Source organism: Bacillus sp. SG20033, assembly GCF_044570195.1.
Classification (GTDB): Bacteria; Bacillota; Bacilli; order Bacillales; family Bacillaceae; genus Bacillus; species Bacillus subtilis.
In genome coordinates this window covers 3,710,096-3,724,076 of sequence record NZ_CP172606.1, presented here as the reverse complement: position 1 = coordinate 3,724,076, position 13,981 = coordinate 3,710,096, and the positions used below count along the sequence as shown (strand labels likewise).

General features: G+C 43.1%; 9 protein-coding genes and 2 pseudogenes. 9 read left to right on the top strand and 2 right to left on the bottom strand.

Features of this window, described 5'->3' with window-relative positions:
• Positions 1 to 69: 69 nt before the first annotated feature.
• A pseudogene (locus tag ACFVP7_RS19580) lies at positions 70 to 1,104 on the top strand (IS3 family transposase).
• Positions 1,105 to 1,213: 109 nt separating this feature from the next.
• Here the strand turns inward: ACFVP7_RS19580 and galU are convergent.
• A complete protein-coding gene (gene galU / locus ACFVP7_RS19575; RefSeq protein ID WP_014481080.1) occupies positions 1,214 to 2,092 on the bottom strand; it encodes a UTP--glucose-1-phosphate uridylyltransferase GalU in 879 nt (292 codons plus the stop codon).
• Positions 2,093 to 2,421: 329 nt separating this feature from the next.
• On the opposite strand from galU, the gene wecB reads away from it, so the two are divergent.
• Positions 2,422 to 3,564, top strand: a complete 1,143-nt coding sequence (gene wecB, locus ACFVP7_RS19570; protein ID WP_076457510.1) for a non-hydrolyzing UDP-N-acetylglucosamine 2-epimerase — start codon at positions 2,422 to 2,424, stop codon at positions 3,562 to 3,564.
• 26 nt (positions 3,565 to 3,590) lie between these two features.
• Here the strand turns inward: wecB and ACFVP7_RS19565 are convergent.
• Positions 3,591 to 4,435, bottom strand: a pseudogene (locus ACFVP7_RS19565) (LCP family protein).
• Between the two features lie 242 nt (positions 4,436 to 4,677).
• On the opposite strand from ACFVP7_RS19565, the gene ACFVP7_RS19560 reads away from it, so the two are divergent.
• The 7 genes from ACFVP7_RS19560 (at position 4,678) to tuaD (ending at position 13,823) form a co-directional block, all read left to right on the top strand.
• Positions 4,678 to 4,998: a hypothetical protein gene (locus tag ACFVP7_RS19560; protein ID WP_076457511.1), complete on the top strand. Its 321-nt coding sequence runs from the start codon at positions 4,678 to 4,680 to the stop codon at positions 4,996 to 4,998.
• Positions 4,999 to 5,026: 28 nt separating this feature from the next.
• Positions 5,027 to 7,171, top strand: coding sequence for a SpoIID/LytB domain-containing protein (locus ACFVP7_RS19555; protein WP_014481074.1), 2,145 nt, complete (start codon positions 5,027 to 5,029; stop codon positions 7,169 to 7,171).
• Positions 7,172 to 7,255: 84 nt separating this feature from the next.
• Entirely contained in the window at positions 7,256 to 8,743 is a 1,488-nt protein-coding gene (locus tag ACFVP7_RS19550; RefSeq protein WP_033881223.1) for an N-acetylmuramoyl-L-alanine amidase, read from the top strand.
• Between the two features lie 255 nt (positions 8,744 to 8,998).
• Complete coding sequence (locus tag ACFVP7_RS19545; protein WP_375060277.1) at positions 8,999 to 9,634, top strand: sugar transferase; 636 nt, start codon at positions 8,999 to 9,001, stop codon at positions 9,632 to 9,634.
• A 23-nt stretch (positions 9,635 to 9,657) separates the two neighbouring features.
• Entirely contained in the window at positions 9,658 to 11,097 is a 1,440-nt protein-coding gene (tuaB, locus tag ACFVP7_RS19540; protein WP_014481071.1) for a teichuronic acid biosynthesis protein TuaB, read from the top strand.
• Positions 11,098 to 11,119: 22 nt separating this feature from the next.
• Positions 11,120 to 12,295, top strand: coding sequence for a teichuronic acid biosynthesis protein TuaC (gene tuaC, locus ACFVP7_RS19535; protein ID WP_076457513.1), 1,176 nt, complete (start codon positions 11,120 to 11,122; stop codon positions 12,293 to 12,295).
• Between the two features lie 193 nt (positions 12,296 to 12,488).
• Positions 12,489 to 13,823, top strand: coding sequence for a UDP-glucose 6-dehydrogenase TuaD (gene tuaD / locus ACFVP7_RS19530; RefSeq protein ID WP_375060265.1), 1,335 nt, complete (start codon positions 12,489 to 12,491; stop codon positions 13,821 to 13,823).
• The last annotated feature ends 158 nt before the right edge of the window (positions 13,824 to 13,981 follow it).

Here is a 13,981-nt window from a genome sequence, read left to right as displayed (position 1 = left end):
AAATGAAACACCTTCTAGTTTGGAAACGGATAGTTGTTATCCGATATAAGACTAGGAGGTGTTTTTTCTATGGGAACAAGAGTGAGTGATCCGGTTGAAGTTAAACAGAAGGCTGTAGAAATGAGACTGGCAGGCGTGCCTATGAAAGAAAACATTAAGAAATTGAATATCAAGAATAAGACGCAGGTTTAGACGTGTGTTAGATGGCTCAAGGCTGGGGATAACATCGATTCGAACAACCTGTTGGAAGCAATACACATTTTCGGAAAAGGGCCGGAGTATACTTCCGAATTTAGAGAAGCTGCAGACAGAGAATAGTTACCTGAGAAAACAGAATAAGTGTTAAAACTGTCAAACTTGCAGAGGTATTGCACAGCGGAATGATCGTGCAGGATATCTGTGTTCATTTAGGTATCTCACGAGCGTCTTATTTTCGTTGGAAGAAGAAATCACCTCAAAAACATTTGGGAAAACAAATCGGCACGTTGTGGACAGCACAAGTATCAATATGGATATCGGAAATCACAGCCATATTAAAAAGGGGATGCGAATCAACCATAAAACGGTTCAAGTAATTATGCAGAAAAATCAGTGGCAATGCGGGGCTAATATGTAAAAGCTTAAGAAGAATGGACAGTCATATGCGTGGTCGATAATATATTAGTGGGAACTAACAGTCTGATCAAATTCTTGAAAAACTAGTAACGTATATCTTGTATTTTTGCCTTATGGACAGAACAAATTGGACCTTTCCAGTATATTGGATGTATACAATGGAGAAGTTATTGCTTTTGCGTTTGGAGATAAGCAGGACAGAAACTTTGTTTTATACACATTTGATCAGCTGCCAACATACCTGAGAACTTCGTGTTACATAGTGATCATATACATCTTACTAGTATCAGAAATCTGTTAAAACACCATGAGCATATCCCGCAAAGGGACGTCCGCTGATAATGCTTCCATCGAATCGTTTCATTCCTCACTAAATTATCAAACGTTTTATTTATCTTAACAGCATTGATCAAACCACGATCGCCATTTTAGAACGCACTGTCAAAGAATACATTTATTTATAACAACATTCGTATTCAAACGAAATAAAACAACCAATTACCGATAAACGATCGGCAATTGGCTGTATAAACTGTGTTTTGATCGATCCCTGTCTCAAAAATGGGGGGTAGTCCCCATATCTATCCAATACTTTTTATTAAAATTCTTCTTTTGACAGAAGGTCCTGCATAAATGGAATCAGTGAATCCTTCAGTTCGCTGTCCTGCATGGCAAATTCGAGAGTTGTCTGGATAAAACCGAGTTTTTCTCCAACATCATAGCGTTTGCCTTCAAAGTCATAAGCAAATACGCGCTGGATTTCGTTTAACTGCTGAATAGCATCGGTCAGCTGGATCTCTCCCCCTGCACCGATTTGCTGTTTATCTAAGTACATGAAAATTTCAGGAGTAAAGACATACCGTCCCAAAATCGCAAGGTTAGACGGTGCCGTGCCCGGTTTTGGTTTTTCTACAAAGTTTTTGACCTGATATAGGCGCCCTTCGTTTGTCAGAGGATCAATGATCCCGTAGCGGTGTGTTTGGTCTTCAGGCACTTGCTGAACGCCAATAACGGAAGAGAGAGTCTTTTCGTACTCGTCCATCAGCTGGCGAAGACCAGGTTTTTCTCCTTGGACAATGTCGTCTCCAAGGAGCACTGCGAATGGCTCGTCTCCGATAAAGTTGCGGGCGCACCAAACGGCATGCCCAAGTCCTTTTGGTTCTTTTTGGCGAATATAGTGGATATCAGCGAGGTTTGATGCTTTTTTTACTTTTTCAAGCAGTTCGGTTTTACCCTTTTCCTCAAGGTTTCTTTCGAGTTCCGGCGAGAAATCGAAATGGTCTTCAATCGCTCGTTTGCTTTTACCTGTTACGATGATAATATCTTCAATGCCGGCTTCAACGGCTTCTTCAATAATATATTGAATGGTTGGCTTATCTACGATTGGAAGCATTTCTTTAGGCATCGCTTTCGTTGCAGGGAGGAAACGTGTTCCAAGGCCCGCTGCGGGAATTATCGCTTTACGAACTTTCTTCAATTCAATACACCTTCCTTAAACTATGTTTTCTAGTGAGCCAGAAAAATATGCTTGGCAAGCGGAGAATATATGTATGCTATACCCCGAAAAATTACAATTACAAACACATCATATAAGAAAAACAATTCTTAAACAAGTCTAAACAAGTATAAAGCGTAAAGGTGTTATATAATGAAAGGAAATTTCATTCTTCAACAGGAAGGTTTGCGGTTTGATCACTGGATGTTTTATGATGAGTATATCGTCTTGAGAAATACAAGGGTTCGATATATTTCCAACCAGAAAACTTAGCAAAAAAGCTACTCATATAGAAAACAGGTGATAGAAAAATGAAGAAACTAAAAGTCATGACAGTATTCGGCACGCGCCCTGAAGCCATAAAAATGGCGCCGCTCGTACTTGAATTAAGAAAATATCCTCAAATTGAGTCTTATGTGACGGTTACAGCCCAACATAGGCAAATGCTTGACCAGGTACTTGAAGCTTTTGACTTAAAGCCTGATTTTGATTTGAATATCATGAAAGAAAGGCAAACGCTGGCTGAAATTACGTCTAATGCGCTTATGAAGCTGGACGAGCTGTTTCAGTCCATCAAACCGGACATTGTGCTTGTTCACGGCGATACGACAACGACATTTGCGGGTAGTCTTGCTGCTTATTATCACCAGATTTCCGTCGGCCATGTAGAGGCGGGGCTTAGAACCGGGAACAAATACTCGCCGTTTCCTGAAGAGCTGAACAGGCTGCTGACGGGATCGATTGCCGATTTTCATTTTGCGCCGACAGAGCAGGCCGAAAAGAATTTACTCTACGAAAATAAAGATCCGGAGACGATTTTCGTCACCGGAAATACCGCAATTGATGCACTTCGCACAACAGTAAGGGACGGCTATTCACATCCCGTCCTTGAAAAAATCGGAAGTGACAAGATGATTTTACTTACCGCACATCGGCGTGAAAATTTAGGGAAGCCGATGGAAAACATGTTTAAAGCGATCAGGCGAATCGTCGAAGAATTTGACGGCGTACAGGTCGTTTATCCCGTTCATCTCAATCCCGCTGTCCGTGAAGCGGCTGCAAAGCACTTCGGCGATTTGGATAAAGTCCATCTGTTAGAGCCGCTCGAAGTCATCGATTTTCACAACTTCGCTGCTGAAGCTCACTTCATCCTCACCGACTCGGGAGGGGTGCAGGAAGAAGCGCCGTCGCTTGGAAAGCCGGTCCTCGTGCTTCGCGATACAACGGAACGGCCAGAAGGCGTTCGAGCCGGTACGCTTAAACTGGCAGGAACGGATGAAGATAAGATATATCAACTGACTAAACAGCTGTTGACCGATCAAGAAGAATATCGCAAAATGTCCCAGGCTTCAAATCCATACGGGGACGGATGGGCTTCGCGGCGAATTGCGGAGGCGCTGCTTTATAGTTACGGATACCGAAGAGCACGGCCTGATGTGTTTAAAGATAAATAAAAAAGCTTCCTTTACAGGAAGCTTTTTTATTTATTAAGGCTCTCTTTCAGTTGATCTGTAATGTCGTACAGAGAGCTTTGTCGGCGGCTTACAGTAATAGATTCGTTTATTTTTGTGCCGTCGCATTTCAGCTCATGCTGAATGACTTTTGAGCGTGCTTCTTTAAAACCGGATTGGATATCCCACTGATAGTTAAACGTGAGATTCGTTTTAACGTTGTTTTCGACACTTTGAACATATCTCCGAATTTCGTGAGGGCCACCTTTATTAATGATTCCTTCGATAACTTGACGCTGTCTGTTCTGGCGCCCGAAATCGCAGTTCCGATCCTCTTTTCTCATTCTCGTATAAGCGAGCGCTTCTTCTCCATTCAGCGTAATCTCGCCTTTGCCGAATGAATAACTGTCATAGCGAAAGCGAATGTACTGTTCTCGGTAATGCCCCGCCAAGCATATCTACGACTTCTCTGAAACTTTCCATGTTCACTTTAACAAAATAATCGACCGAAACGTCGAGAAAATTATCAACCGTGTCTGCCGTCATCTGAACACCACCGAATGCGTATAAATAGTTGATTTTATCCATCTTGCCTTTGCTGATAATTTAAGTATACGTATCCCTCGGAATGCTGGCCATTTCAGTCGTTGTCGTTTTTGGATTCACCGTCATATAGATCAGGGAGTCTGCGCGATCCTTATCACCATCCAGTTCACACTCTTGAGAAGCACGGAAAACGTGTCACTCAATATCAACAGCTGAATCGCGTTTTTTGATTTGTTAATATTTTCTTGATGTTCGCTACAGTAGATGCCGCTTTATTCCATAATTAACAGGAGTAACCGCTTGTTATGATAACAAAAATCCAATCAATCGATAATTACAAGTGGGATTTTTCCCCTTTTATTCTCTTTTCAGCTCTCATATAGCTCTAACCTAATAGCTATTTTTGATTAAAGTTTTCTTAAAATTCAAAAATATAAAAATATATGTGTCCTTTTGGATAGACGAAATTCTTAGAAAAATGTTTCAAAAAAACCAACCAATCTGCAAAATTTTTCGCTAAAATTAAAGAATCTGTTGGAATTTGTCGATAAAAAGGGAGAGGTGAAGAAGATGAAAAAACTCATAGTTCTGACATTATCAATGCTGCTTTTGTTGTCAGCCTGCGGCACTTCGGGCCAATCGGAGGACAAGTCAAGCTCAGGCAATAAAAATGCGGCATCTGAAGAAACCATCACTAAAGAAGGTTCATTCGCGGGGTTGGCTGACAGCCACACAATTGCGGTGAACATCGATGGCAAAGAAACAACGCTTCAAATTGATGAAGATCTTCAGGAAAAAGTCAATTCCATTGAAGAGGGCAAAAAAGTCGAAGTCCAATATACAAAAGTCGAGAATGGCGTCTTGGAGCTTAAAAGCATCGAAATCAAATAAAGAGCTGAATCAAGGGAGGCATAACGTTTTGAAAAAGATGAAGCTTCTGGTTCTGTCGTCAGTAACTGCTGCAGCTCTGATGTTTACGCAATCTGCCCAGGCTGCCGACAAAACAATTTCGGTAAAGTTAAGTAATTATTTGGGCAATAAATCAAGTGTTGATATCGACATTACCGGCTTATACGAAATTCCGGGCTCAGGAATCTCCGCGACAGAGCGGTACGGCGGGGCGACCCGCTTTGATGTGGCAAACAATGTCGCATCTGCCGGATGGACGAACCCGAGCACAGTCGTGATTGTCAACCGAGACGCTTTTGCGGACGCGCTCTCTGCAACTCCGCTTGCAAAGAAGTATGATGCGCCGATTCTTTTAACAGATGCGGGAACGCTGACGGCGAAAACCGAAACTCAAATTGCCAAGATGAAGCCAGATAACATCTTAATTATCGGTGGAACAACGAGCGTTTCCAAAAATGTTGAAAACACGCTGAAAAAGTATGGGGCAATTGTCCGTATCGGCGGCGCCAATCGATATGATGTGTCTAAAAATATTGCGAGCCGGATGGGGTCCTACAGCCAGGCGATTGTTGCCACCGGTTTGGTATTCTCCGACGCTCTGTCGATCGCGCCTTATGCGGCAATGAACGGTTATCCGATACTGCTCTCAGGGAATAATACGATCCGAAGCGATTACAATATTCCGAGCAAAGTTACAATCGTCGGCGGTCCGTTGAGTGTCAGCACAAGTGTTGAAAACACATTAAAGAAAAAAGCGGCTGTTACCCGCATCGGCGGTGCGAACAGATATGAAGTGTCTGCGAATATTGTTAACGCGCTTAACATGAACGCATCAAAGGTTTTCATGTCTAACGGAATGACTTTTGCAGATGCACTGGCCGGTTCCGTCCTTGCAGCCAAACAAAAGCATCCTTTGCTACTTGTCCAATCGGGCAGTTTGCCGCCTCCTGTCGCAGATGTAGTCGCCAAAAAAGGAACACAGTCTTTTGCTTTGCTTGGAGGGACCGCCTCGATCACGGATTCGTTGAAAAACAGCCTGGCAGATATGATTACCGGGAACGGATACTCTGTTAATCTATCGGGCGGAAAGCTTGTGCTCAACAAAAATAATAAAGCTGTCAAAACGTTTGAAACTTCATTTACGGCATCACCTAAAAAATATTCGACTTCAAATTCCATCAGCATCAACGGAAGGCCTTATTTAGGCAATATGAAGTTTACGATTGAATCAAGCAAATATATTCGACCGATAAACGAAAACATTCCGTTTGAAGATTATCTAAAAGGTGTTGTGCCGCACGAAATGCCGGCAAGTTGGCAGACTGAAGCTTTAAAAGCCCAAGCGGTGGCAGCGAGAACATATTCGGTCGGTTCCGCAGGAAAAGTAGTGGCTGATACGCAATCGTTTCAGGTTTACGGCGGATATGACTGGAATTCGAAGACATCCAGCGTTGTAAATTCCACAAAAGGACAAGTTTTAAAATATAACGGCAATTTGATTTCGGCCGTTTACTCATCAAGCAACGGGGGATATACGGAAGCAAGCGCAGAGGTATGGGGCGGCAATGTTCCATATTTAATCGCCAAAGCGGATACATATGACCCGAAAACCAGCTGGTCGATATCTTTGAATAAAACGCAGATCAATACCAGCGGCTTAAATCTGAGCAGCCCTAGCACTTGGTGGAATTCGACTAATGAAACGAACTCCGCCTATTTATCGGGACTGAAAAGCTGGTTTATGACCAATAAATATCCTAGTGCGGAATCTATTAAGATCACGAAAATCTCAAGCCTGAGCCTGAGCAGTGCAAAAACTGCCGGTCAGCGGCCGAAAACAGCAGAGGTGAAGTTTTCTTACTTTGTCAAAGAAAAATCAAATGGCTATGTTCTGTCAAACGGAAAACTTTCAGAAAAAACAGCGACGATTTCCGTGACGACGACTCAATTAAGATCGATGTTGGGCGGCATGAATATGAAGAGCACGTATGCTTCTTTATCAAACAATACGAACGCTTTTATTCTCAGCGGTAAAGGATTCGGCCACGGAATCGGCATGAGTCAGTATGGAGCAAATGCCAGAGCTGCTGCCGGGCACGATTACAAGAAGATTTTAAGTTTCTATTATCCAAATACGACTCTATCAAGCTATTAATAGAGTTAGAGCAGGAGGCAGCAGTGCCTCCTCTGTTCATGTTCAGGGGAAAACATAACATTTACATTTTTGGAGGTTATTTTTTTGAGGGTTTTTCTTAAAGCTGTACCTATGTTGTTGTTAGGGTTCTTTTTGTTTATGCCTAATGTATTTGCGGCCAACTCTGTCACAAGATTAGACGGTGTAAACCGTTATGAGGTTGCGGTGAACGTTTCCAAGCAGGGATGGTCAAGTGCAAGCACTGTCATTGTTGCAAATGGAAAGGCATATGCAGACGTCCTTTCAGCAACTCCATTTGCCTATCGAAACAACGCGCCTGTTCTATTAACTGAAGCGTCTAAATTACCAACGGCGACAAAAAACCGAATTAGTCAGTTAAAACCTAGCAAAGTGATCGTAATCGGCGGAACCGTCAGCGTTCAAAACGGCGTCGTAAACGAGATTAAAAAGCTTGGTGTGTCATCTGTCGAACGCATCGGCGGAGCGAATCGCTACGAGGTTGCGGCGAATATTGCGAATAAGTTGCCGAAAAATTCAAAAGCTGTCATCGCAAACGGAACGGCGTATGCTGACAGCCTAGCGATCGGCGCATATGCCGCAAGAAACGGCATTCCGATTCTTTTAACATCGTCAAATTCCATACCGACAGCGACAAAAAATGCAATGAAGAGCAAAGGAACAACATCGACCATCGTCGTAGGCGGTGAAGTCAGCATCTCCAGCAGCGTATACAAACAGCTTGCTTCTCCGACGCGGATCGGCGGCAGCAACCGCTATGAAGTCGCGGCAAATGTCGTCAAGAAATATTATTCTTCTGCGAAGAATGCAATTATCAGCAACGGCTATGCGTATGCCGATGGATTAACAGGATCTGTTCTGGCGGCTAAGCAAAACCGTCCGATGATGTTCACGAATGCATCGTCTTTGCCGACACCGACAAGAGAAGTGATCGGTTCCAAAAACATGACGACGTTTACCGTGCTTGGCGGAACGGTTTCTCTTCAATCCAATGTCGTGTCACAGCTGAAAAATCCGATCGTCGGCAAAAAAATCTTCATTGATGCAGGGCACGGAGGTACAGACAGCGGTGCTATCGGCAACAGTCTATATGAAAAAAGTGTGAACCTTGATGTTGCAAAATTAATTAATACGAAATTATCAAACGGCGGTGCTCTGCCAATAATGGCGAGGACGAACGACACTTACCTGACGCTTGCACAGCGCGTGTCAAAAGCACAGTCAAATAAAGCAGATTTGTTTGTCAGCATCCATGCAAACTCGGCAACGCCTGCTGCTTCCGGAACAGAAACTTACTATTATACGACGTATGAATCAGCCAATAGTAAAAGGTTGGCAACCGAGATTCAAAATCGTCTCTATGTAGCGCTGAATACAACAAACCGTGGTGTTAAAATCGGCAACTTCCATGTCATCAGGGAATCCAAAATGCCAAGCTGCCTTGTTGAACTTGCGTTTATCACCAATATCAACGATGCGGCTAAGCTCAAAAGCTCAATTTACAAAGAAAAAGGCGCTAAAGCGATTTACGACGGAATCGTTGCTTACTATTAAAATATAAACAGAAAGTTCGTTTTTCGGAAAAACTGCCTATGCTGCCTTTGTTTTGTCTTTATAATATAGTATGATATTTTTGGTGAATTTAAAGACAAAACGGAGGCATGCACTTTTAACAAAAAATCAATGAATTTACTAATTTTAATAACTCCTTTACATTATGTTTACGTTCGTATGCTACACTGACGAAAAGATCTAACAGTAACATACTAATCGAGGTGTATGCTAGTGAGTATCGACAAAAGTTTAAGAATGTACAATGAATATTCAAGCCAGCAAACATATTCCTGTGCTCTATCTAAAAAAGCAGTACGATATTTATATATGAAACGGGTAATGGACATCGTCCTTTCCTTGATTGGGCTCGCTCTTACACTACCGTTTATTCTGCTGTTTTGTATATTAATCTGTATCGAAACACCAGGTTCCCCTTTATACCGCCAGGAACGCGTCGGAAAAGACGGGAAGCATTTTAAGGTGATCAAATTGCGTTCTATGAGAATTGACGCAGAAAAATCCGGTGCAAAATGGGCGCAGAAGGATGATCCGCGCATTACTGCAGTCGGGTCTTTTATAAGAAGAACAAGAATCGATGAACTTCCGCAGTTGATCAATGTGCTGGCTGGTGACATGAGCCTTGTGGGGCCAAGGCCTGAAAGACCGATGTTTACCGCTCAGTTTCACAACGAAATTCCGGGATTTAAAAATCGCTTAATTGTTAAACCGGGGTTAACGGGACTTGCTCAGGTAAACGGAGGCTATGATATCAGTCCGAGAGAAAAATTGGTGCACGATCTGTATTACATTCGGAACTTAACGTTTCTTCTCGATTTAAAGGTTATACTAAAAACGATTAAAGTTATATTGACTGGCGAAGGAGCCAGATAATACGAGGAAGTTAGGAATATGCTATGTCTACCATTACGAAACAAATATTAAGCGGTGCAAAATGGACAAGTGTTTCAACCTTGATCGTCACGGTTATTCAAATTATACAGTTTGCACTGCTCGGCAATATCATGACAATTGCTGAATTCGGTTTGGTCGGGATGCTGACCACTGTTACTATTTTCACACAAATTGTACTCGATATGGGATTTGGAGCCGCTTTAATTCAAAAGGAGAATATCAGTGAACGCCAATTATCTACTTTGTATTGGCTGAATATCTTAACAGGCATCCTTTTGTTTATCGGCCTGTTTTGCCTGAGTCCCTTTATCGCAGACTTTTATCAGCGTGACGAACTGGTTTTTCTTGTGCGGATTTTGGCCGGCATGTTTTTAATCGCCCCGGTCGGGCAGCAGTATCAATATATGCTGCAAAAAGAACTGAAGTTCAATGTGTTGAGCAAAATAGAAGCCGGGGTCACCATTTTGTCATTTGTGCTCCTGCTCGTTTTGGTTTTTCTGATGGATCCAATTGTGGCCTATGCATTTTCACAAGTTTTTCTTAATTCGGTTAAAGGCATCTTGTTTTTTGCTGTATATTTTAAAAAATGGCGTCCTTCTTTTGTCTTTGCATTAGGGGAAGTGAAAGAATTTTTCTCTTTCGGCGCATTTCAGCTTGCTTCCAGGCTTGTAAACAGACTTGGCGCCAATATCGACATGATTTTGATCGGACGGTTTCTCGGTGCGGAAGCTTTGGGAATCTATAACCTAGCTTATCAGATTATTACGATTCCCGTGTTAAAAATCAACCCGATCGTGACACGGGTAGCGTTTCCTGTCTTCTCAAAAAATAAGGGAGATAACCGAACGCTGCGCGAAGGTTTTTTAAATATGACAAAGCTTCTCGCACTGATTTCATTCCCGCTTCTGATCGGACTGATGACTGTTTCAGATTTATTTATTGAAGTCGCCTTCGGAGAAAAATGGCTGCAGGCTGTACCAGTTCTGAACATCCTCGCGATTGTTGGACTCCTCAGGGTTCTGATGAATCCGAACGGATCGGTTTTGCTGGCGAAGGGGAGAGCAGACCTGGCATTTTATTGGGACAGCGGGATCATGCTCCTTTATGGGCTGTCACTTTATGCGGCGGTACTAACGAATGATTTGACGACCACCGCCTGGACATATGCAGCGATCAGCCTGATTAATTTCTTTATTGGCAGATGGCTGCTCAAATATGTCATTCAGCTGAAGCTGGGCGTATATTTTCGAACCGTTGGAAAACCGCTCACCTTGACGCTTCTTATGGCATTGCTGGCGCTTGTCTTGAGCGTTGGCAGCAGACATCTGCTTCACGGCGCCATGCTTCAGCTGACAGTTTCAGTCGGGATAAGCGGGATTTTTTACGTTTTTTTGGTCAGCAAATTATATCGGCGGGCTATGAGGGCCCAATTAGGAAGATGACAGCAGAAAGGGCGGTTCATCATTGAAGGTTCTTTGGATTACCAGTGTTTATCCAAGTAGTCAAAAACCGGGAGAAGGTGTTTTTCATGAAACACAGGTTCAGGCGTTATATATGCAGGGCGTTGATGTGACAGTCATATGTCCATTGCCTGTGAACCCTGCTCCTCTGAGGCTGTTGAAAAAAAAGTACCGCCAAACACGAACAGTCCCGGAATATGAAGAAAGAAAAGGTATCCCGATTTACAGACCACCATATACAGCTCTGCCGGGACAGCTAAAATGGGCTCAGCCGCATCGCCGGATCGCAAAGTCAGTATTGAGGACGATCGAGAAGTACAGCCTTGCGCCGAATCTTATCCATGCCCATTTCGCGATGCCATCCGGGGGTGCCGCTGCCGTTATTGCACAGAGGCTGAAGGTTCCTTATGTTCTAACTTTGCACGGAAGCGATGTCAATATTTATCCTCATTACAGCAAAGGCGCTTTTCGAGCATTTGATATGGCTGTGCATGCTGCAGCTAAAGTTTTGGCTGTCAGCGATGCTTTGAAAGCCAAAACAAAAGAAATGACCGGTGCTGATTGCTCGGTGCTTCCTATCGGCGTCAACCTGGACAATTTTCAAAAAAACTCCGCTTCAACACTTGAATTGAGGGAGAAACTTGGCTTGCCGACAGACAAAAAATTGCTGACGTTCGTCGGTCGCTTGGTAAAAGGAAAGGGTGTAGCCGAGCTGGCTGAAGCGGTCAGGTCGCTTGATGACAGCTACAGAGCTGTATTCATCGGCGATGGACCGGAGAAGCAGCATATCCGTCAAATCGCCGGTGAAAAAGCAATATTAACGGGGCAGGTCTCAAACCTTCAAATATCTGAATATCTGGCTGCCTCTGATCTGTTTGTGCTCCCTTCGTATTCAGAAGGGATGCCGACTGTTGTCATTGAAGCGCTCGCCCTCAAGGTTCCGGTGCTTTGTACGGCGGTCGGAGGGGTTCCGTCTTTATTCGGAAAGCATGAACATCTGCTGATCAAGCCCCGCTCGGCTTCAAGCATTACAGAAGCTGTCAAGGGATATTTGGAAGTCGGCACTTGGCAAGAAGTCATTGCTGAAGAACTGTATCAAACGGTGCTCGATGATTATGACGCCTTTCAAAATGCCGGTAAGTTGCTGGATGTGTATAAGGATGTTGTCAAGAACAATTAAGTTAGGATCTGTCGGTTAATATGGTATATGAATGTGGAATATAATACTGTCTAAATCCATCTATTTGCGTCTAAGCTAATAAAATAATGATTGGGAAAACAAAAAACCCAGATTTTTTCAATAGAAAGAGATAAAGTCATTACCTAAATCAAGCTATTGGATTTGAAGGGTCAGCTGAAAGAAGGGAATGATAATGTTGAAAAGAGTTGCTGTCATTGGGACGGGATATGTCGGGCTGGTGTCTGGAACTTGTTTTGCTGAAGTGGGAAACTCAGTTGTCTGCTGTGATATCGACGCTGAAAAAATAAGAGGACTCTTAGCCGGAGTAATGCCAATTTATGAGAACGGCCTAAAAGAGCTTGTGGATAAAAATGTAAACGAAAATCGCTTATTTTTCTCTACTGATATTCCAAAAGCGATTGAAGAAGCTGAGATTATTTATATTGCAGTCGGAACGCCGATGTCGGAAACAGGGGAAGCAGATCTGACATTTGTTAAATCTGTTGCCGAAATGATCGGAAAGCATCTGAACGGCTATAAAGTCATCGTCAACAAAAGCACTGTCCCTGTTGGCACTGGAAAGCTCGTACAAGGTATCATACAACGTATTTCAAAAGGAGAAGTTCCTTTCGACGTCGTTTCGAATCCCGAATTCCTTCGTGAAGGAACAGCTATTTACGATACGATGAATATGGAAAGAGCCGTCATCGGCGCGACAAGCGAAAGGGCTGCTGCGATAATTGAAGAACTTCATAAGCCTTTTCAAACGAAAATTGTCAAGTCTAACCTTGAAAGTGCAGAAATGATTAAATATGCTGCAAATGCATTTTTGGCTACAAAGATCTCGTTCATTAATGATATCGCGAATATTTGCGAAAGAGTCGGAGCTGACGTATCAAAGGTGTCTGAAGGTGTCGGACTCGACAGCAGAATCGGCAATAAATTTTTAAAAGCCGGAATCGGCTTTGGTGGCTCCTGCTTCCCTAAAGATACAATGGCTTTATTGCATATCGCGAAGTCAGTCGGCTACCCTTTTAAAATGATTGAAGCCGTCATCGAGACGAACCAAAAGCAGCGTGCCCACATTGTGCAGAAGCTCCTTGATGTGTTCGGCGATTTAAACGGCAAGACCATTTCAATTCTTGGTTTGGCATTCAAGCCTAATACAAACGATATGCGCTCGGCTCCATCTCTGGATGTCATTCCGACGCTGAGAAGTCTTGGTGCTAAAGTCAAAGCGTTTGATCCGATTGCGGTTCCTGAAGCAGAAAAGATTCTGGGCGATCAAGCTGTTTACAGCGAAGATCTGTATGAGACGATTCAAGATACGGATGCCTGCGTCATATTGACAGAGTGGCATGAGATACAGAACATGGATATTACCAAACTCAAGGCCGCTTTGAAAAATCCCGTCTTAATCGATGGACGTAATATATTTGAAGTTGAAAAAATGAGAAACGAAGGTATGATCTATCATTCAATCGGACGGCCGGAAGTACAGGTAGAAGGAATTCTGACCAACGTATAAATGATGGGAGATAACAATGGGAAAAGTACTAATGACAGTGGGTGCGCTTTATCGGCTCGCATATTGCTGAACACCTTCTGAAAGAGAATTAACGGAGTTTCAATTCTTGTTAAGTTAACTACGGGACACCAAATCAACATTGATGGCCTCCCGATTGA